The following is a 20225-nucleotide window of genomic DNA, read 5'->3' as shown; positions in this document are numbered from 1 at the left end:
GGTGGAAATTTTATTTATAGTACAGTTATGGTAATTACGGGGATATTTAAAAATTAATTTTTAAAGAAAGGAAAAGGCAAATGAGTTTAATAAAAAAATTTAAAATGAAAAAAATGTTGGCACTAACATTAGCTGCATTTATGTCTTTTACTACTGTAACTGCTATGCCTATACAGCCGGTTAATGCTGTAGAGGAACCTGCTAGTCTGGAACGACAATTAATACCTCTTCCAGTAGATTATGAGGTAACTCAAGACAAATTTACAATCAGTGAAGACACAAATATCTATGTCAAAGGTTTGGATGATAAACAAACTGATGAATTATATGAAAATGTTGGGGAATATCTTGCCAGCAAGCTTAGACCTTCTACAGGATATGAACTTCCTGTTATCAAAGGGGACAATGAAGGAACTGGAAATATCGCTATCGTAATTTCAGATTCAGAAAGCGATTTAGGTGAAGAAGGCTATAAGATTAAAACTACAGAAGCTGGTGTGGAAATTACAGCAAATCAGCCAGCTGGAGCATTTATGGCTGTTCAAACTGTAAGACAGCTTTTACCAGCTGATATCGAAAAAACAGAATTAGTAGAAGGGGTATCTTGGGTTATTCCATGTTCATCTATTAATGATAAACCTGAATATGAATATCGTGGATCACATCTTGATGTGACAAGACACTTCTTTTCAGTAGAAGATGTAAAACGCTATATCGATAATATGGCTCAGTATAAAATGAACAAATTACATCTTCATTTAAGTGACGACCAGGGATGGCGTCTAGAGATCAAAGGTGAAATGTACGGTGAATCATTGTCAAAACTAAATACAATTGGAGCTCAAACTTCAACAAGTATCAATGGAATCAAAGCCGGACAATATACACAGGAAGACTATAAAGAAATCGTAGCATATGCTGCAGATCGATATGTAGAAATCATTCCAGAATTTGATATGCCAGGACATTCATGGGCAGCATTAGTATCATTGAATTTCTTGAACAGCAGTGAAGATGGAAAACCACATTCAGGAAACTATGACAATACTAAGCCATATGAAGGAATTGATGTAGGATTTTCAACATTTGAATGCCGTAATGAAAAAACATATGAATTCATCGATGAAGTATTTAGACAAGTAGCAGCTATCTCACCATCAAAATATATCCATATCGGAGGAGATGAAGCACATTCAACATCATCAGAAGATTATGCATATTTCATGAACAGAGTAACAGAAATAGCTAAGAAGTACGGAAAGACACCAATTGGATGGCAAAACTATGACGGTGTAGCAGAAGATAAAGAAGGAACAGTAACACAGTTCTGGTCAACAGGAAATGCGAAATTAAAAGATGGTATCAAATATGTAGTTTCACCAGCAGATTATGCATATATGGATATGAAATATGATGCAAGCTGTGAATTAGGATTACAATGGGCAGGATACAATTCAATCGAAGATACATACAGCTGGGATCCAACAAACTATGGAGATAAAGAAAATATCGTAGGAATCGAAGCATGCTTATGGTCAGAAACATTAGCAAACAATGATCATTTAGACTATATGGCATATCCAAAGATCTTAAGCCATGCAGAAATAGGATGGACACCAAAGGAATTAAGAAGCTGGGATACATATAAGCCAAGATTAATAGCTCATGGAGAAAGATTAGAAAACCAGGGAATCAAATTCAATAAGGATGAAGATATCTGGGAAGTACCATATGAACCAGTAAATGGAATGTGGAACTTAGATGAAGGTAAAGGTAATACAATTACTGATACAGAAGGTAAGTATATTGGAACTTTCCAAGGAGAAGTAGGCTGGACAGATGGTGTTAACGGAAAAGCTTTAGATTTCAATAGAAAAGGTTATGTAGATTTAGAATTAGGTAAGGTAAAAGGTGACTGGACAGTTGCTTGTTGGGTAAAAAATGGAACTAATCCACATACAAATGCCGTATTATTTGGTGGAAGTGAAGGAGATATTAAACTAGAACAATACAAAAATACTAAAAAGTTAGGAGTTAGTATTTATGGTGTTGTTGATTCAAGTTTTGATTATTCTCTTTCAGAGGGTGAATGGAAACATGTAGCGTTTGTAGGTGATTCTACTGGAACATCATTATATGTTGATGGTCAATATATTGATAAAGTATCTACAACTATTAATTGTCCGGTACAAAGAATTGGAGCAGCAGTAAATAATGATATTAATAGTCCTGGAAACATGAGTGGTTCTATGGATGAACTTAATATATATAATCGTGCTTTAGAAGCAGAAGAAATCAAAGCAATTTATGATGGCTCTGTAGTAATAATTGAAAAAGAAACATTAAAAGCTGAAATTGATGCTGCTGAAAGTTTAGAAAAAGACGAATATACAGAAAAATCATGGAAAGAATTGGAAGATGCATTAGCTGTTGCTAAAGAAGTATATGCTAATGATGAAGCAACTCAATCTCAAATTAATAGTGCTTATTATGCATTAGTAAAAGCAAGAGAAGGATTGAAGAAAGAATTAAAATCAAATGAAATTAATATTGCTTCATTTAACATTGCAGCCAATAGACATCCAAATATAGCTGCAATAAGTGATTTGATGGAAGAAAAACAAATTACTGTTGCAGGTGTGCAAGAAGTAGATGTATTTACAAGTCGTAATAATTACGATATGATGCAAGAATTTGTAAATCAAGGCTACTTTGGTTATTCACATTTCCAAAAAGCAATTGATTATGGTGGTGGAGAATATGGTGTTGGTATTGTTTCACAAAATGAATTAAGTGGACAATCTGGAGCATCATTACCTAGCCTACCAGGTATTGAAGGAAGAGCTTATGCTCGTGCAGAATTTGAAAAAGATGGAAAAACAATTGCTATTTATAGTACACATCTTTCTTATGAAGATTCAGATATAAGAAGACAACAAATCGAAACTATTATTAATGCAATGGATGCAGATCCAACACCATACAAGATTTTAACAGGTGATTTCAATACAGGTGATTCTAATTCAGAATTCTATCCATTCTTAAGAAATTACAATATTGCAAATGGTAAAGATGATGTATGGTTAGAAACTATTGGAGATACTGCAGAAGGTGCACGTCGTGAAATAGATAACATTATCACAACTAGAAATATCAAAATTAATACAGTAGAAACAGTAAATGAAGGTTTATCTGATCATTATATGTTATATGCTCAATGCGAACTTCTTGATGAAGAAGTGCCTAATAGACAATTATTAGGATATACATTAGAAAAAGCAGAAAGTTTACCAAGTGATTCTTATACAGAAGCTAGCTATGCAGTATTAGCTAAAGCAATTGAAGAAGCAAAAGGATTAGCTGCAGATGCAACACAAGATCAAATTAATGCAATGATTGATAAATTAGAAGTAGTTATGGATCAACTTGTTGAATCAAATAAAATTATTAATGATTCAGAAGTTGGAACAGGTGTAGATCAATTTAACTTTGTTGGTGAATGGGGCGTAAGTCAAGGATATCTAGATCGTTTCTATAATGGAGATGAACATTGGTTCAATTGGGCTCGTTATCAAGAAGGAGATATTGTACCATATTTCACAATTACATTTGAAGGAACAGGAATTGAACTTTATGGAAATAAAGATACAATGATGGGAATCTATGATATTACTGTAGATGATGGAGAAGTAATTCAAGTTGATGCTTATAATCCAAGTACTTTATATCAACAATTATTATTCTCTGTTACTGGATTAGAATATGGTCAACATACAATTAAAGTATCAGCAACTAGAAACAAAAATGAAAATTCAACTTCAAGCGATATTGAAATTGATTATGCAAAAATATTATATGATCAAGATATTCAAGAAGTTGATAAAACAGCATTAAAGATTGCAGTAGACTTAGCTAATGCAATTACTGATAAAGATTTAGAAAAAGTAATCCCAGTAGTTGCAAATGAATTCATTGCAGCAAGAGATGAAGCTAATGCTATTTACAATGATGCAAGTGCTACTCAAGATGAAGTAAATGCAGCATTTGATATACTTGCTAGTGCAATGCATATGTTAGACTTTGTAAAAGGTGATAAAACAGCATTAAAAGCATTTATCGATGATGTTACAGGATTAGATTCAAGTAAATATTCAACAGATACATGGGCAGCATTTGAAAAAGAATTAAATGAAGCTAATGTTGTATATAACGATGATAATGCAATGCAAGAAGAAGTAAACAATGCATACAAAGAATTAGTAACAGCATTCTTGAACTTAAGATTAATTCCAGATAAGAGTTTATTAGAAGACTTAATTAATCAAGCAGAAGGATTAAATAGTGTAAACTATACAAAAGCAACATTTAATGGATTAACAAAAGCATTAGATGAAGCAAAAGTAGTATTTGATGATCCAAATGTAACTCAAGAACAAGTAAATAATGCAAAAGACTTATTAGAAAAAGCAATTGCTGGATTACAAGCTAATCCAAGTACACCATCAAATGTAGATAACACAGTAAGTACACCACTAGATAATGGTGATACAACTGCAAGTGTTAAAACAGGAGATGGAAGCTTAGTAGGAATGTTTGCAACAATTGCATTATTAAGTGTAGCTGGATATACAGTGTTGAGAAGAAAAGAAAATTAGTGAAAAAGAGGTAGCTTAGGCTACTTCTTTTTTATTAAGTGCTTTTAGTTGCTTTGTACTAGGATATAATTTACAATATTGTTGTAAGCGTATACTTTTTCTGCGCTTTAAGAAAGGAGAAAAGGGAAAATGAAGAAGAGAAAACTATTGGCTTCGTCATTGGCGTTAGCAATGACAATTGGGGCAACAATGAATCTTAGTTTGGTCAACGCTCAAAGTCGTATTGATCAAATTATGGAAGGAATGACACTTGATCAAAAAATTACCCAAATGATTATGCCAGATTTTAGACAATGGCAACAAGAAGGGGAAACTGCTGTAAGTGATTTAACAGTATTGAATGATGAAGTAGCTAAAATCATTGATGATTATGATTTTGGTGGAGTTATTTTATTTGCAAATAATGTTAAAGAAACTGAGCAAACTTTGAAATTGACAAATGATTTACAAGAAGCAGCAATTTCAAATAAAGCAGGTAATGGGAATTTACCATTATTAATTACAATTGACCAAGAAGGGGGAATTGTTTATAGGTTAGGTAGCGGGACTGCTTTACCAGGAAACATGGCTTTAGGAGCTACTCGTAGTGTTGAAGCAGCTAATGATGTTGGAGAAGTTATTGGGCGTGAGTTAAATGAGCTTGGAATAAATGTTAACTTTGCGCCATCATTTGATACTAATAATAATCCAAATAACCCAGTAATTGGGTTGCGTTCAATTTCTAGTGATCCTAATTTAGTGGCTGAATTAGGGGTTCCGATGATGAAAGGGATGCAAAAACATAATGTAGCTACTGCTGCAAAACATTTTCCTGGACATGGGGATACAGCAACAGATTCTCATACAGGATTACCATTAGTTGATAAATCATATGAAGAATTATCAAAATTAGAATTAATACCATTTCAAGCAGCTGTTGATAATGGTGTAGATATGTTAATGACTGCTCATATTCAATATCCACAAATTGAAAAAGATACAGTTAAATCAATTGCAGATGGTAGTGAGGTTTATGTTCCGGCTACATTGTCAGATGATATTATTAAAGGTGTAGTAAGAGAAAAGATGAATTTTGATGGTGTAGTTGTTACAGATGCAATGAATATGGATGCAATTGCTAAAAACTTCGGAGAAGCACAAGCTGTTATTATGGCAATTCAAGCAGATGTTGATATTTGTTTAATGCCAACTATTTTACGTTCTAAAGCTGATGTAGCTAAATTAGATACTATTATTTCTGAAGTGAAGAATGCTATAAATGAAGGAACAATAACTGAAGATGATTTAAATGATTCGGTTAGAAGAATTTTAACTCTTAAAGAAAATCGCGGAATTTTAGATTATGCTGATGATACAAGAACATGGGAAGAAAAATTAGCAAATGCTAATGAACAAGTTGGCTCAAAAGAAAACCGTGATATTGAAAGAGAAGTTTCAGCACAAGCAGTAACTATTACTAAAAATGAAGATAATATTTTACCATTAAGACCAAAAGATGGGGAAAAAGTTTTATTATTAGGAGCATATGATAATGAATTACCAGGTATGGAATTAAGTATGCGTCGTTTGATTGGTGAAAATGTAATTAGTTCTAATGTATCGTATGAAAGTTTTAGATACAATAGTAATACAACAATTGCTGATTTAAAAGATAAGATAGACTCAGCTGATTATGTTATCGTTATTTCTGAAATAGGTAGTGCAGCACAAATGGAACAAACACATTGGTTAACAAGAGTTCCAACTGAAGTTGTTAATTATGCAAATGAAGTAAATAAAGATGCTGTAGTATTGAGTATTTCAAAACCATATGATGTTGCTAATTATCCAAATGCTAAAGCTGTTGCAGCAGTATATGGTAATAAAGGAATGGATCCAACAGAAGGATTAACTCCTGATAGTGCATTTGGACCAAATATTCCAGCAGGAATCGAAGTTATTTTTGGAGGACATGCAGCTACTGGTAAATTACCAGTAGATGTTAATAAATTTGAAAATGGATCATTTAGTGATGAAGTTGTTTATTCAATTGGTTACGGTTTAACTTATGATGCTGTTGATATTGCTGATAAAACAGCATTAAAGATTGCAATCGAGCTAGCAAATGCAATAACTGATAAAGATTTAGAAAAAGTAATTCCAGTAGTAGCTAATGAATTCAAAGCAGCTAGAGATGAAGCAAATGTAATTTATAATAATGCTAGTGCAACTCAAGATGAAGTAAATGCAGCATTTGATAGACTTGCAAGTGTAATGCAAAAATTAGAATTCTATGTAGGAGATAAAACAGCATTAAAAGCATTTATTGATAAAGTTAGTGATTTAGATTCAACTAAATATACTGAAACTACATGGACACAATTTGATGGTGCATTAACAGCAGCAAATGGTGTATATAATGATGTAAATGCAATGCAACCAGAAGTAAATGAAGCATATACTAATTTAGTAACAGCATTCTTGAACTTAAGATTAATTCCTGATAAGAGCTTATTAGAAGATTTAATTAATCAAGCAGAAGGATTAAATAGTGCAAATTATACAAAAGCATCATTTGATGGATTAACAAAAGCATTAAATGAAGCAAAAGCAGTATATGAAAATCCAAATGCAACACAAGAAGAAGTAGATAATGCAAAAGCTACATTAGAAAAAGCAATAGCCGGATTACAAGCAAATCCAAGTACACCATCAAATGTAGATAACACAGTAAACACACCAGTAAATAATGGCGATACAACTGTAAGTGTAAAAACAGGTGATGATGCATTAGTAGGAACATTAGCAGGATTAGCATTATTAAGTATTGCAGGAGCTAAAGTTCTTAGAAAAAAAGAAGATTAATGTATTTAAAGAAGTAGTTTAGGCTACTTCTTTTATTTTGTTATATCATTTGTTTTTATGTTTTAAAATAATTTTATATTATTAATCAAAGTGATGTGAGATTTTTCATTAATTTGAATGATACAAATATTTTAGCTATTAAGCTGAATAATAGTGAATCTGAAATATTAATTAAATATCAAAATAGAAAAAAGAAATTAAAATAAATTGGTACTTTTTTGAATATTTAATGCTGATGATTCATATTATTTATTGGAGGTAATTATATGGATAATAATAACAATATACGATTTGAACATACGCCTTATCATAATGTTTATTTAAAAGATCGAAAAAGTATTGAATTAACTGGGGTTAAGAATATTGAAAGTTTTGATTCTTTAGAATTTTTAATTGAAACTTCATTAGGTTTTTTGAATATAACTGGAACTGATCTTTCTTTGATTCGTTTAGATCAGGAAAAATGCGAAGTTAGTATAAAGGGGAATATTGATTCGATTTCATATGTTTCCAATAAAAAGAATCCTAAAGCAAAAGAAAGTGTTTTTAATAAATTGCTTAAATAATGAATTTGGTTGAACAGATACAAGTGATTGGATATTCACTTGTTTTTGGCTTTGTTTTTACTTTTGCATATAGTCTTATTAACCGAATGTTTTATAAATATCATCAACGTTTGATAAGAATTGTTATTCAAATAACTATAGGAATATTATTTGGATATATATATTATTTAGGTTTGTTTAAAATTAATAATGGTGTAATTAGAATGTATTTTTTTGTATGTATATTAATTGGGTATATCTTATATTTGAATTATTATAGTTATTATATGTATTATTTAATTGAATTGATAATTCGAATGATAAAATATATTTTAAGACCGATGTTATTTCTTTTTAGGAAAGTTGATGGTATAATAAAACACATAAAGAGGGTGATAAGATGAACGCTAGATTATTTTTTAAAACAATTAAAGGGTTCTTGTGCATGATTGGTGGTTGTGCTTTAATCTTTATACTAGTTAATAGTTTTATGAATGTTTATCAGCGAAAAAATGAGCTGGCAGATGTAAAAAAACAAAAAGAAACTATTGAAGAAGAACGAGAAATGTTGAAAAATGAAATTGAATTATTGAATGATGATGATTATGTAGCACGTTATGCCCGTGAAAATTATGTTTTTACTCGTGAAGGAGAACAAGTTTCAATTATACCTGAGGTCAAATGATAAGCACGTTGTGCTTATTTTTATTAAGTGATAGATCATAAAATTATGTTTGATGATTTATAAAATATTTATCAATTTTAAATTCTAAATCTGATTTTAATTGGAGGAAAAATATGTTCGTTGAAAAGAATTTTTATATGCGTTCTTTAAGAAGAACAAGAAAAATAACGATATATATACCAGATAATTATAAAACAAGCAATAAACGATATCCGGTTTTGTATATTAACGATGGCCAAAATGCTTTTTTTGATGAAGATTCATTTATGAAGATTAGTTGGGGATTTTATGATTTTGTAAAAAGTGTTAATTTAGATATAATTATGGTTGCTATCCCATGCAATTTTACTTTACATAAACGAGAAGATGAATATGGGCCATGGCCTATTAGTAAAGATATTTTATTAATGGAATATGGGAATGAGAATTTGAAAATTGGTGGTGAAGGAGACAAATATATTCGTTTTATTGTTAAGCAGTTAAAACCATATATTGATAATCATTTTCCAACCGATAAAGATGATTGTGCTATGGTGGGAAGTTCGATGGGAGGAATTATTACTACATATGCTGCAATCAAGTATGGATATATTTTTAAAAAGACGGCATCTCTTTCAAGTGCTTATTGGTTTTATATAAAAGAGTTTTGTGAATTGATTGAAAAAAGTGATTTAAGTTCAATTGAGTGTTTTTATATGGATTTAGGTGGAAATGAGGGAAATGGAGATGATTATATAAGTAAAATTTATTATGAAAGTAATGAAATTATTTATAATAAATTAATTGAAAAAAGTGATAGAATTAACGTGAGATTTTTTGAAGATGCTTGTCATAATGAAGAGCAATGGCGTCAAAGAGTCCCGATTTTTATGGATTTATTTTATCGCTAGTTAGGAGTGATTATGTATAAATTAATGTTATCAGATTTGGATGAAACTCTATTAGTAGATCATCATGTTCCTTATTTTAATTGTGAAGCGATTAAAAAGGCCCGAGATAAAGGAGTTAAATTTGTTGTAGCAACAGGAAGATCATATAATATGATTTTTGATATTTTAAAAGAAATTGGCACTTATGAAAAAGAAAATGAGTATTCTATTTGTTTTAATGGTGCATTAATAGTTGAAAATAAAAATCATCGTATTTTAAATTTTGAAAGCATTTTGTTTGAAGATGTAAAAGAATTGTTTAACAGGGCTAAAAATTATGATGTTTGTGTTTTAATTTTTACATTAGATATGTGTTATATATATAATGCTAATGAAGAAGAAGTAGCTCGTAAAATTAGACAAAAAGCTAAATTTAAGATAATTGATGAAAAAGAGTTTGAATTATTAAAAGATCAACCGATTGCTAAAATGATTTATCAAAATAAAAATATTAAATATTTAAAGATGATAGAAGATGAATTTAAAGAAGATATATGTAAAAGGGTGGCGATAAGTTATTCTTCTAATCGATATATGGAATTTAATGCTTTAAATGTAAATAAGGGTAATGCATTATCCTGGTTGGCTAAATATTTAGAAATAGAAATTGAAGATACGATTGCAATAGGAGATAATTATAATGATTTAGAAATGATTAAAAGAGCTAATTTAGGTGCATGTGTTAGTAGTGCTAATGATGATATTAAAGTGATAGCTAATTATGTTACGAAACTAGATTATTATCAAGGCGCAGTAAAGGAAGTAATTGAAAAATTTATTTTGGAGGAAAATTAATGGTATATAAGTTAATTGCTTGTGATTTAGATGAGACTTTATTGGATGATAATCACAGAATTGCTAAAAAGAATTGTGATGCAATAAAAAAAGCAAGAGAAAAATATGGGATTAAATTTGTTTTAGCGACAGGAAGAGGTTTTAAACAAGTACGATATGAATTAGAAGAATTAGGTTTAAATGAACTTGAAGATGAATATGTTATTTCTTTTAATGGGGCAGTACTTAGTGAAAATAAAGATAATAAAATTTTTCAATTTAATGGTTTGACATTTGAAAAAGTAAAAGAAATTTTTCAAGCAGGGCTTAGGTATAATGTTTGTCAGTTTATTAACACAATTGATACGGTATATATTTATAATGCTGATGATGATCAAAAACAAAAGTTAAAACGACAAAGAATAGATGCTGTTTATTTTGAAAAACCAGATATTGAATTTTTAAAAGACAAACCAATATGTAAAATGCTTTATCAAAGTAATGATTTAAACTTTTTGATGCGTTTAGAAAAAGAATTAAGTTTAATAGTAGAAGGGTGTGTAACTGTTAGTTATTCTTCTAATCAATATATGGAATTTAATGCCTTAGGTATTGATAAAGGAAAAGGGTTAATTGATTTAGCAAATAAATTAGGGATTGATATTAAAGATACAATTGCAATAGGTGATAATTACAACGATATTTCAATGTTAAAGGCATCAGGATTAGCTGTAGGAGCAAATAATGCAGCTGAAGATGTTAAAAATATTTGTGATTATGTTACTATGGCTGATAATAATGAGGGCGTTGTTGCCGAAGTGATAGAGAGGTATATATTCAATGAGATTTAAAGATATTGTAGCTGTTGAATTTGAACAAGATTATTATAAAAAATTACATAGTTATGTTGAAAACGAGTATTTGCATAAAACAATATTTCCACCACGTCAAAATATTTTTAGAGCTTTGAATCTTTGTGATTATGAAGATGTAAAAGTTGTTATTTTAGGTCAAGATCCATATCATGAACTTCATCAAGCTAATGGTTTAGCATTTAGTGTCTATCCAGGAGTTAAAATACCACCAAGTCTTGTTAATATTTACAAAGAATTAAAAGATGATGTTAATACATTTATTCCTAATCATGGAGATTTAACTAAATGGGCTAAACAAGGAGTCTTGTTGTTGAATAATGTTTTAACAGTGGAAGAAGGAAAAGCTAATAGTCATGCGGGTATTGGTTGGGAAATTTTTACATTAAATATTGTAAAAGCGTTAAATAGACGTGAAAAGCCAATGGTATTTATTTTATGGGGAAATAACGCTCGTAGTAAAAAACAATACATTGATACTAGTAGACACTTAGTTTTAGAGAGTGCCCATCCATCTCCTCTTTCAGCACATCGTGGTTTTTTTGGGTCTAAACCTTTTAGTAAAGCAAATGATTTTTTGATTAAGAATAATATGACACCAATTGATTGGCAGATTGAAAATGTTTAATGATATTAAAGAAGCCCTAGATTATATTGAATCGAAAAGAGTTAAAAGAACTTTTGAACAATTTCAAGAAATAGTTACTAAATATAGTTTTAATGTAAAACAAAAAAATATGATTCATATTGCTGGTACTAATGGAAAAGGCTCAACCGTTAATTTTATAAAAGAAATATTAATGAAACATGGTTATACAGTTGGTACCTTTACATCACCATATATGATTGTTCACAATGATAGAATTTGTGTTAATGGTAATATGATTAGTGATGATAAATTGCTTAAAATAATTAATGAATTAGAAGATATAATAAAAAAAGAAAATTTATCAATGTTTGAAATTGATGTATTGATTATGTTGCGTTATTTTGATGAATTGGATTTAGATTATCGAATTATTGAAACGGGAATTGGTGGTTTATGTGATAAAACAAATGTAATTGATAGTATTTGTAGTGTTATAACTAATATTGGATATGATCATCAATTTATGTTAGGAAATAGTTTGGATGAGATTGCAAGACATAAGGCTGGTATTATTAAATCAAGAAAACCATGTTTTACTACCGAAAGTAACAAAGAAATAGTCGATATTTTTAAAGAGGTATGTAAAACTAATGATAGTCAATTGTATGTTTGTGATGTTAAAGAGGTTAATTATCCATATGTTTTTAATTGCTTATCTAATGAATATGTGTTAAAAACAGGTGGAAGTTATCAAGTAAAAAATGTAGTTTTAGCAATAAATGTATGTAATTATCTAATTGATTTGGATAAAGAGCTTGTCCAACAAGCAATCGATTGTTTTAATTGGCCTGGAAGGTTTGAAAAATTTGGAAGTATTTATTTAGATGGAGCACATAATGTTGATGGTATTTTAGCACTGAAAAAAACAATAAAAGATCAAAAATTAGAGGACATTGTAATTGTTTTTAGTGCTTTAAGTGATAAAGATGTTTGTGAAATGAAGGCATTGTTGATAGAATATCCACTGATCCAAGTTAGTTTTGATGACGAACGCTTAAATTCAGATGATATTAATTATAAAGATATATTAAATAAATTAATTGGTAATTATAAAAATATTGTTGTAACAGGTTCTTTACATTTTATTAGTGAAGTACGTAAATATCTAAAAGAAAATCCAAAAATAAGATAGGAGAAATTAAATGATCATACGAAAGTATAAATCTACAGATTGTAAATATTTAGCTCAATTATTTTATGATACTGTTCATAGTATTAATAGCAAAGATTATTCAAAAAAACAATTGGATGCTTGGGCAACTGGGAATATTGATTTAAAGCAATGGGATGAATCATTTAAAAAAAATTATACTATTGTTGCTTTAGAAAATAATATAATAGTTGGATTTGGAGATATTGATAAAACCGGTTATTTAGATAGACTATATGTTCATAAAGATTATCAAGGAAAGAAAATAGCAACTTTGATTTTAGTTGAATTAGAAAAGAAAGTTAAACCTTGTAAGATTATTACGTATGCTTCTATTACGGCAAAGCCTTTTTTTGAAAGTAGAGGATATGAGGTGGTAAAGGAAAATGTTGTGATACGAAATAATGTTTATTTAAGTAATTATATAATGGAAAAGAATTGTAAATAGACTAATGGAAGTGAAGGAATTTAAAAATGTTTTTTATAATTTTAATTTTTGGAATAATTGCTATTGTTTTAGCTTTAATGTCATTAATTTTAAAAACAAAAAAGTTAAATTGTTACAGTGTTTAAATTTACCGTCAGGATTACTTGCTATGTATTGTACAATTTATGATTATAATTATTTAGTTAGTATTCAAGATTGGAGTGCGCTGTTGGATACATCAGCATTTATTTCTAAAATAGCATTTGTGATAATGTGTATAGTTATAGTGTTTAATTTTATTGTATATATGAAAAGTAAATAGGAATTTCATTATTATGTGAAATTCTTTTTAGTATATAAAAATGTCAAATATCCATATATAAATATTTGACATTTATAAATGAAAAATTAGCGATAAGAAAATTGAAAATCTAATTCTTCATCAAATTCTACCCATAGCAAATAAATAAAACTTAATAAAAAGCGTTTTTCACTATTAGGATCTTTAATTAAAATATAGTCTCTACCAACATCTTCTACAATTCCAATATAACTTTTATCACGCCATTTTTCACTGTCGCTATAAGTGAAATAAAATTTACCTAGTTTACCAACATTTAGCTTAAGTATATTGCCTAAATATGATTGTCCAACAGCACCAGGATTAATTGGTGGTAGTTCAGGTTCTGTTTGATTTTCTTGTTGTCGAACAAGATAAGGGTTTAAATCATCGAAATAATCCATTTTATCGCTCCTTTTAATAATATGCTAATAAATTTTAAAAATCACATCTTAACTCTTCGCCTGGATCATAAAAACAATGGCTTTTAAAACGTCCTGCAAGATAGCCGTAAAATTTTTCTGGGCAAACAACGTTTGTTCCAGGATTTTTAAACCATAATGCATATGTTGCTGGAGAACGTCGATAATATTCAATAGTTTTTTGAGCTAATTCTTTTTCCTTAGTATTAGCAGGACCTTGAAATAATGGACTTTCTACTCCTGCAAAAGCATTTTTTTGATAAATTGCTTCGGTAATTGAAGTGACGTCTCTAAAAACATCGCATTGGGCAGCTACTCTGTTTACTACAACATTTCCTACCAGTAGCATTCCCTCATCTCCCTCACCTACTGCTTCTGCTCTAATAAGGCGTGCTAGTAAATCTACTTCTCTTTGATTGTAGGCTATACGACTCATTTTTTCACCTCGATACATATATATGTATCAACATGATTTTTATACAATAAATATTTTATAATAATATTTTAAAAAAAAGCTTTTTGAATTATAATATGTGACAAGATATATAATTATTTTTTGCAATAATTAGCTCGAAATTATTTTTTAATTATGATAGAATTATATTATATAGAAGCGCTTACATCGAACAAGGAGGTATTTAAAATGGGAAGAGAGATTGTAGCCATGATTTTAGCTGGAGGGAGAGGGACTCGTCTGGAAGCTCTAACAGCTAAAGTAGCTAAACCGGCAGTTCATTTTGGAGGAAAATATCGAATCATTGATTTTCCTTTAAGTAATTGTGCTAATTCTGGAATTGATATTGTTGGGGTATTAACACAATATGAATCTGTATTATTAGGAACATATGTTGGTGCCGGTACTAAATGGGGACTTGATGGAAAACAATCGTTAGCTGCAATTTTACCAGCACGTGAAAGAGGTAAAGTTGGTGCTACTTGGTATGCAGGAACAGCAGATGCCATTTATCAAAATATTAGTTTTCTAGATCAATATGATCCAGAATATGTTTTGATTTTATCTGGTGACCATATTTACAAAATGGATTATGATAAAATGTTAACAGCACATAAACAGCGTAAGGCTGATGCAACTATTGCGGTGTTGAATGTATCAATGAAAGAAGCAAGTCGATTTGGGATTATGAATACTAATGAAGATGGAAGTATTTATGAATTTGAAGAAAAACCTGAACATCCTAAATCTACATTAGCTTCAATGGGAATTTATATTTTTACTTATAAAGAATTACGAAAATATTTGATTGCTGATGCAAAGAAAGAAGATAGTAAACATGATTTTGGTATGAATATTATTCCTGATATGTTGAAAGACAATAAAAAATTGTTTGCATATGAGTTTAATGGGTATTGGAAAGATGTTGGAACTGTTGAAAGTTTATGGCAAGCTAATATGGACTTGTTAGATGACAAAGAACTTGATCTTTACAATATTAAAAAGGATTGGAAAATTTATACTGAAGACACTTTAGGTAAACCTCAAATTATTGGAGATAAAGCAACAGTAAAAAATTCTTTGATTACACAAGGTTGTTTAGTAAATGGAACAGTTGAAGGTTCGGTACTATTTAATAATGTTAATGTTGGGGAAGGTGCCAAAGTAATTGATTCAGTGCTAATGCCAGGAGTATTAGTTGAAGAAGGTGCTGAGGTATATAAAGCCATTGTTGATGAAGGTGTTGTAATTAGAGCTAAGAGTAAGATTAATGAAGAAGCTAAAAATGTTGCATTAGTAAGTGATAATTAATAGGGGAGGAAATAGAGATGGTAAAAGCAATAGGATTAGTAAATTTACATTCAGATGTAGATTTTGTGGGGCTTACAGAAAAAAGACCAGTAGCGTCAGTAAGTTTTTTAGGACGTTATGCATTAATAGATTTTGTTTTATCTAATATGTCTAATTCAACTATTGATGCTGTAGGGGTTTTGATTCAAAAAAAACCGCGTTCATTATTTAAACATTTAGCTGGAGGAAATTCTTGGAATTTTAACTCTAAAGCTGGGGGTGTTTCTTTCTTATATAATGAAAAATATGCCAATAACCCTAATTATAATCACGATATTAACAATTTAATTGAAAATATTGCCTTTTTAGAAGCAAATAGAGCAGATTATGTAGTTATTGCTCCAGCTCATATTATTACAACTATGGATTATAGTGAAGTAATTGATGCTCATGAAAAAGCTGGGGCCGAAATTACAATGGTTTATAAAAAAGTGCATGATGCTAATGAAGCGTATATTGGATGTGACTGTCTAACAGTTAAAAATAAAATTGTTACTAAGATTGAACGTAATAAAGGAAGTCGTAAGGATCGTAGTATTTCACTTGAAACGTATGTTATTAATACTAAAACTTTATTGAAAATTATGAAGCAAGCTAAAAAAATTAGTTCGTTCTTTAATTTAAGAGATTTCTTAGCTTATTTATGCGATGAAAAACAAATTAATACTTATGAATATAAAGGATATGCTCGTTGCATAGATTCATTAGAACATTACTATCAATATTCATTAGAATTTTTAGATTTAGATATTTCGTCAGCTGTATTTAAGAGTAATTGGCCTATTTATACAATTACTAACGATACACCACCAGCAAAATATTTAACACAATCTGATGTAAAAAGATCATTTGTTGCAAATGGTGCAATTATAAATGGAACAGTAGAAAATAGTATCATTGGACGTGATGTTGTTATTGGTAGTGGTGCGATAGTGAGAAATTGTATTTTGTTTTCTGGAGCGGTTGTAGATCCAGGAGCTCATTTGGAAAACGTTATTATGGATAAAAGTTCTAAAGTACATCGTCAACTAGAATTACATGGAGAATATGATAGACCATTGTATATTAAAGAAGGAGATGTAGTTTAATGCGAGTATTATTTGCGACATCTGAAGCTACTCCGTTTATTAAATCGGGAGGGCTAGCTGATGTACTAGGTTCTTTGCCAAAAGAAATGGCAAAAAAAGGTGTTGAAAGTATTGTTGTTTTGCCTAAGTATCAAGATATGAAATTAGCTGATAAAATTGAATATGTGACTAATTTTGATATTTGGGTAGGGTGGCGTAAAGTATATTGTGGTGTCTTTACGTATGAATTGGATGGTGTTAGGTTTTATTTTATCGATAATGAACAATATTTTCGTAGACCGGGATTATATGGTTATGATGATGATTATGAGAGATTTGCATATTTTGATTTTGCAGTACTTGAATTAATTTCACATTTAAATATTCAACCAGATATTTTACATTTGCATGATTGGCAAACAGCAATGATTGCAATGTTATACAAAGAAAGATATTGTTATTATGAGCATTATGAAAATATTAAAATTGTTTTTACGATTCATAATATTGCTTTTCAGGGAAAAGCAGATCCTAGGTTGTTAAGTGAATTATTTGGGTTGGATAATTATTTATATTACAATGGTAATTGTCGTAATGATGGTTGTTTAAATATGATGAAAGCTGCTATTTTCTATAGTGATATTATTACTACTGTATCTCCAACTTATGCAAAAGAAATTTTAACTCCAGAATATGGAGAAGGATTACAAAATATTTTAGAAATGCGAAAATATGATTTATATGGTATTTTAAATGGGGTTGATTATGATGTGATTAATCCAAAAACAGATAAAGATATTGTAAAGAATTATGATGTTGATACAGTATTTGATAATAAGGTGGTAAACAAGCTGGCACTTCAAAAAGAGGTTGGGTTACCTGAAAATAAAGATGTTGCTTTAATTGGCATTGTTACTAGATTAACTAAACAAAAAGGCTTGGATTTGATTATTAACCAATTTAATGAAATGTGTAATAGAAATGTGCAAATTGTTATTTTAGGTGCAGGTGATCAAGTTTATGAAGATACTTTAAAGTCAATAGCGTCTCAGTATCCAGATAAGGTTTCTTTACAACTAAAATATGATTTTGGATTATCTTGTCGTATTTATGCAGGATGTGATATGTTTTTGATGCCTTCATTATTTGAACCTTGTGGTTTATCTCAAATGATGGCTTTAAGATATGGAACAATTCCAATTGTTCGCCAAACAGGTGGTTTAAAAGATAGTGTAGAACCATATAATGAATATGCAAATAAAGGAACAGGATTTGGATTCATGAATTATAATGCTCATGAAATGATGAGAATTATTGATTATGCATTAGATGTATATGATAATCATCATGATTCATGGCGACAAATGGTAATTAGAGCAATGAATGCTAAACTTGATTGGGATGAAAGTGCTAATCATTATTTAAAGGTTTTTAATTCATTGGTTGGATAAGACAGAGTAATCTGTCTTTTCTATTATAAGGAGGAAATGGAGGAATTTATGATAAAGGCGGTTTTTTTTGATGTTGATGGGACACTTATTTCTAGTGAGCAACCGTATGTTAGTAATAAGGTTATAGAAGCTTTAAAAAAGTTAAGGGCTCGAGGAATTAAGTTGTTTATTGCATCGGGAAGGCATTTTTTGGAGCTTGATCAGTTAGGAATTAATGATCAGTTAGTTTTTGATGGATATTTAACGTTAAATGGAGGATATTGTTTTAATAGTAAAGAAACGATATATAGTAATCCTATTGATAAACAGGATATAGCTAGTGTTGTTGAATATATAATACAAAATAATTTAGCATGTTGTTTTGTAGAAAAAGATGGATTATATGTAAATTTAGTAGATAATTTTGTAATAAAGTCACAAATATTTTTGAATACTCCTACGCCTCCTGTTAAAAATATTAGTAGAGCTTTAAAACATGATGTTTATCAGATTGATCCATTTGTTTCATCTGATGAGATGGGAAATATTATGTCTTTAACTAAAAATTGTAAGTATACACAGTGGTATGATTATGGCTATGATGTTATTCCTAAAAATAGTGGCAAACAAGAGGGAATTAAAGCGATATTGAAATATTATGGATTAAAGTCAGAAGAAGTAATGGCTTTTGGTGATGGGCATAATGATATAGAAATGTTATCTTTAGTAGGAATTGGAGTATGTATGGAAAACGGCCATGAAGATGTTAAATTGATTAGCGACTTTGTTACTAAAAGTGTATATGATGATGGGGTTGTTTATGCGCTAGAATATTTTAATATGATTTAATAAAAAATGTCTAATAATTATGGTTGTAATAATTGCTAGGGTTGTGTACAATTAGATAAGTAGAGGAGTTGTTATAATGAAAAAAATAATTGGAATAGTTATTACAACTTTATGTTTAAGTCTTGTTGTTGCTTGTGGAGCACGTAGTGAAAAGGTCAATCTTGAAAAAACCGGGAAGGAATATCGTACAGATCAAGGTGTTAGTTTTCATTATCCTAATGATTTTGTAATTAATGTTAAGGATGCAAGCACTGTGGAATTTTCTAAGGATAATGACACACTGTATTTTAAGGTTATTAAAGATGATAGTGATAATGTTGTAGAGGACAAAAATGAGTTATATACTGGTGAACTAGAGGAAAGTGGAGCAACATCAATAGAAGTATTGAAACCAGTTCTTGATAGTGGGTTAAGTGTTTACGAGTATGTGTTTACTTATAAAGATACAGGAATTAAAACAATGGAAATTGTCTACTTTAGTAATAATAATACTTATATTTATGGTTATCGTGCAGCAAAAGAAGATTTTGATGCTAATAAAAAAGATATGAAAGTATATTTAGAAAGTTTTTCAAAGTCGACAGGTAAATAAGTTGTATTTTAAATTATATTTTGTTAAGATATGTAATATATATAAATTATAGATAAGTTGAGTAAATTATTATAAGTTTATAGAGATAGCTTGATGGTGGAAATGGCTAAATGGAGATAGTTGAAATGCCCTTGTCTGAGTCTTTTGAAAAGAAAGAACGTAAACTAGCGTTAATAGTAATTTTAAAGCAT

General features: G+C 29.6%; 18 protein-coding genes. 16 read left to right on the top strand and 2 right to left on the bottom strand.

Annotated features, from left to right (window positions below; genetic code table 11):
- Nucleotides 1–80: 80 nt before the first annotated feature.
- From NQ543_RS11045 to NQ543_RS10995, 11 genes are all read left to right on the top strand, one after another.
- Nucleotides 81–4655, top strand: a complete 4575-nt coding sequence (locus NQ543_RS11045) for a family 20 glycosylhydrolase (protein ID WP_004610146.1) — start codon at nucleotides 81–83, stop codon at nucleotides 4653–4655.
- A 129-nt stretch (nucleotides 4656–4784) separates the two neighbouring features.
- Nucleotides 4785–7499, top strand: a complete 2715-nt coding sequence (locus NQ543_RS11040) for a glycoside hydrolase family 3 N-terminal domain-containing protein (protein ID WP_004610147.1) — start codon at nucleotides 4785–4787, stop codon at nucleotides 7497–7499.
- 266 nt (nucleotides 7500–7765) lie between these two features.
- Nucleotides 7766–8065, top strand: coding sequence for a sporulation protein YabP (yabP, locus tag NQ543_RS11035; RefSeq protein WP_004610148.1), 300 nt, complete (start codon nucleotides 7766–7768; stop codon nucleotides 8063–8065).
- Nucleotides 8065–8448, top strand: coding sequence for a spore cortex biosynthesis protein YabQ (yabQ, locus tag NQ543_RS11030; protein WP_004610149.1), 384 nt, complete (start codon nucleotides 8065–8067; stop codon nucleotides 8446–8448). The genes yabP and yabQ overlap by 1 nt, the downstream gene beginning before the upstream one ends.
- Entirely contained in the window at nucleotides 8445–8729 is a 285-nt protein-coding gene (locus NQ543_RS11025) for an FtsB family cell division protein (RefSeq protein WP_004610150.1), read from the top strand. Before yabQ ends, NQ543_RS11025 begins: the two co-directional genes overlap by 4 nt.
- A gap of 113 nt (nucleotides 8730–8842) precedes the next feature.
- Nucleotides 8843–9619 (top strand): alpha/beta hydrolase, encoded by a 777-nt coding sequence (locus NQ543_RS11020; protein WP_004610151.1) that lies wholly within the window; start codon nucleotides 8843–8845, stop codon nucleotides 9617–9619.
- A 12-nt stretch (nucleotides 9620–9631) separates the two neighbouring features.
- On the top strand, nucleotides 9632–10453 hold the full coding sequence (locus NQ543_RS11015) for a Cof-type HAD-IIB family hydrolase (protein ID WP_004610152.1): 822 nt from the start codon (nucleotides 9632–9634) through the stop codon (nucleotides 10451–10453).
- Entirely contained in the window at nucleotides 10453–11283 is an 831-nt protein-coding gene (locus NQ543_RS11010) for an HAD family hydrolase (RefSeq protein ID WP_004610153.1), read from the top strand. Before NQ543_RS11015 ends, NQ543_RS11010 begins: the two co-directional genes overlap by 1 nt.
- On the top strand, nucleotides 11273–11932 hold the full coding sequence (locus NQ543_RS11005) for a uracil-DNA glycosylase (protein ID WP_004610154.1): 660 nt from the start codon (nucleotides 11273–11275) through the stop codon (nucleotides 11930–11932). Before NQ543_RS11010 ends, NQ543_RS11005 begins: the two co-directional genes overlap by 11 nt.
- Nucleotides 11925–13085, top strand: coding sequence for a bifunctional folylpolyglutamate synthase/dihydrofolate synthase (locus NQ543_RS11000; protein ID WP_004610155.1), 1161 nt, complete (start codon nucleotides 11925–11927; stop codon nucleotides 13083–13085). Before NQ543_RS11005 ends, NQ543_RS11000 begins: the two co-directional genes overlap by 8 nt.
- Nucleotides 13086–13095: 10 nt before the next feature.
- On the top strand, nucleotides 13096–13551 hold the full coding sequence (locus NQ543_RS10995) for a GNAT family N-acetyltransferase (RefSeq protein ID WP_004610156.1): 456 nt from the start codon (nucleotides 13096–13098) through the stop codon (nucleotides 13549–13551).
- A gap of 387 nt (nucleotides 13552–13938) precedes the next feature.
- Here NQ543_RS10995 and NQ543_RS10990 read toward each other — a convergent pair whose 3' ends face one another.
- Together NQ543_RS10990 and NQ543_RS10985 are read right to left on the bottom strand one after the other, a co-directional pair.
- Nucleotides 13939–14274, bottom strand: a complete 336-nt coding sequence (locus NQ543_RS10990) for a spore coat protein GerQ (RefSeq protein WP_004610158.1) — start codon at nucleotides 14272–14274, stop codon at nucleotides 13939–13941.
- Between the two features lie 34 nt (nucleotides 14275–14308).
- A complete protein-coding gene (locus NQ543_RS10985) occupies nucleotides 14309–14728 on the bottom strand; it encodes a cell wall hydrolase (protein ID WP_039904415.1) in 420 nt (139 codons plus the stop codon).
- A gap of 207 nt (nucleotides 14729–14935) precedes the next feature.
- Here NQ543_RS10985 and NQ543_RS10980 point away from each other — a divergent pair, with 207 nt between their 5' ends.
- The 5 genes from NQ543_RS10980 (at nucleotide 14936) to NQ543_RS10960 (ending at nucleotide 20034) form a co-directional block, all read left to right on the top strand.
- The gene (locus tag NQ543_RS10980; protein WP_039904416.1) at nucleotides 14936–16057 is read left to right on the top strand and encodes a glucose-1-phosphate adenylyltransferase; all 1122 of its coding nucleotides are present in this window, start codon (nucleotides 14936–14938) and stop codon (nucleotides 16055–16057) included.
- Nucleotides 16058–16074: 17 nt separating this feature from the next.
- A complete protein-coding gene (glgD, locus tag NQ543_RS10975; RefSeq protein WP_004610161.1) occupies nucleotides 16075–17184 on the top strand; it encodes a glucose-1-phosphate adenylyltransferase subunit GlgD in 1110 nt (369 codons plus the stop codon).
- Nucleotides 17184–18614 carry a glycogen synthase GlgA gene (gene glgA, locus NQ543_RS10970; protein ID WP_004610162.1) on the top strand — a complete coding sequence of 477 codons (1431 nt, stop codon included), beginning with the start codon at nucleotides 17184–17186 and terminating at the stop codon, nucleotides 18612–18614. The genes glgD and glgA overlap by 1 nt, the downstream gene beginning before the upstream one ends.
- A gap of 48 nt (nucleotides 18615–18662) precedes the next feature.
- Nucleotides 18663–19442 carry a Cof-type HAD-IIB family hydrolase gene (locus NQ543_RS10965; protein ID WP_039904418.1) on the top strand — a complete coding sequence of 260 codons (780 nt, stop codon included), beginning with the start codon at nucleotides 18663–18665 and terminating at the stop codon, nucleotides 19440–19442.
- A gap of 76 nt (nucleotides 19443–19518) precedes the next feature.
- Nucleotides 19519–20034, top strand: coding sequence for a hypothetical protein (locus NQ543_RS10960; RefSeq protein ID WP_004610164.1), 516 nt, complete (start codon nucleotides 19519–19521; stop codon nucleotides 20032–20034).
- Nucleotides 20035–20225 lie beyond the last annotated feature (191 nt).

The organism is Thomasclavelia spiroformis DSM 1552, from assembly GCF_025149465.1.
Taxonomy (GTDB): Bacteria; Bacillota_I; Bacilli_A; order Erysipelotrichales; family Coprobacillaceae; genus Thomasclavelia; species Thomasclavelia spiroformis.
Note: the sequence above shows the minus strand (reverse complement) of the source record. Positions and strands in the feature narration are given on the sequence as shown.

What these genes read in the sequence shown, in the direction of transcription:
- NQ543_RS10995 (WP_004610156.1), top strand. Translation starts at nt 13,096, where the DNA reads ATGATCATACGAAAGTATAAATCTACAGATTGTAAATATTTAGCTCAA.
- NQ543_RS11040 (WP_004610147.1), top strand. Translation starts at nt 4,785, where the DNA reads ATGAAGAAGAGAAAACTATTGGCTTCGTCATTGGCGTTAGCAATGACA.
- NQ543_RS10965 (WP_039904418.1), top strand. Translation starts at nt 18,663, where the DNA reads ATGATAAAGGCGGTTTTTTTTGATGTTGATGGGACACTTATTTCTAGT.
- glgD (WP_004610161.1), top strand. Translation starts at nt 16,075, where the DNA reads ATGGTAAAAGCAATAGGATTAGTAAATTTACATTCAGATGTAGATTTT.
- NQ543_RS10980 (WP_039904416.1), top strand. Translation starts at nt 14,936, where the DNA reads ATGGGAAGAGAGATTGTAGCCATGATTTTAGCTGGAGGGAGAGGGACT.
- NQ543_RS11045 (WP_004610146.1), top strand. Translation starts at nt 81, where the DNA reads ATGAGTTTAATAAAAAAATTTAAAATGAAAAAAATGTTGGCACTAACA.
- yabQ (WP_004610149.1), top strand. Translation starts at nt 8,065, where the DNA reads ATGAATTTGGTTGAACAGATACAAGTGATTGGATATTCACTTGTTTTT.
- NQ543_RS10990 (WP_004610158.1), bottom strand. Translation starts at nt 14,274, where the DNA reads ATGGATTATTTCGATGATTTAAACCCTTATCTTGTTCGACAACAAGAA.
- NQ543_RS11000 (WP_004610155.1), top strand. Translation starts at nt 11,925, where the DNA reads ATGTTTAATGATATTAAAGAAGCCCTAGATTATATTGAATCGAAAAGA.
- glgA (WP_004610162.1), top strand. Translation starts at nt 17,184, where the DNA reads ATGCGAGTATTATTTGCGACATCTGAAGCTACTCCGTTTATTAAATCG.
- NQ543_RS10985 (WP_039904415.1), bottom strand. Translation starts at nt 14,728, where the DNA reads ATGAGTCGTATAGCCTACAATCAAAGAGAAGTAGATTTACTAGCACGC.
- yabP (WP_004610148.1), top strand. Translation starts at nt 7,766, where the DNA reads ATGGATAATAATAACAATATACGATTTGAACATACGCCTTATCATAAT.
- NQ543_RS10960 (WP_004610164.1), top strand. Translation starts at nt 19,519, where the DNA reads ATGAAAAAAATAATTGGAATAGTTATTACAACTTTATGTTTAAGTCTT.
- NQ543_RS11020 (WP_004610151.1), top strand. Translation starts at nt 8,843, where the DNA reads ATGTTCGTTGAAAAGAATTTTTATATGCGTTCTTTAAGAAGAACAAGA.
- NQ543_RS11010 (WP_004610153.1), top strand. Translation starts at nt 10,453, where the DNA reads ATGGTATATAAGTTAATTGCTTGTGATTTAGATGAGACTTTATTGGAT.
- NQ543_RS11025 (WP_004610150.1), top strand. Translation starts at nt 8,445, where the DNA reads ATGAACGCTAGATTATTTTTTAAAACAATTAAAGGGTTCTTGTGCATG.
- NQ543_RS11015 (WP_004610152.1), top strand. Translation starts at nt 9,632, where the DNA reads ATGTATAAATTAATGTTATCAGATTTGGATGAAACTCTATTAGTAGAT.
- NQ543_RS11005 (WP_004610154.1), top strand. Translation starts at nt 11,273, where the DNA reads ATGAGATTTAAAGATATTGTAGCTGTTGAATTTGAACAAGATTATTAT.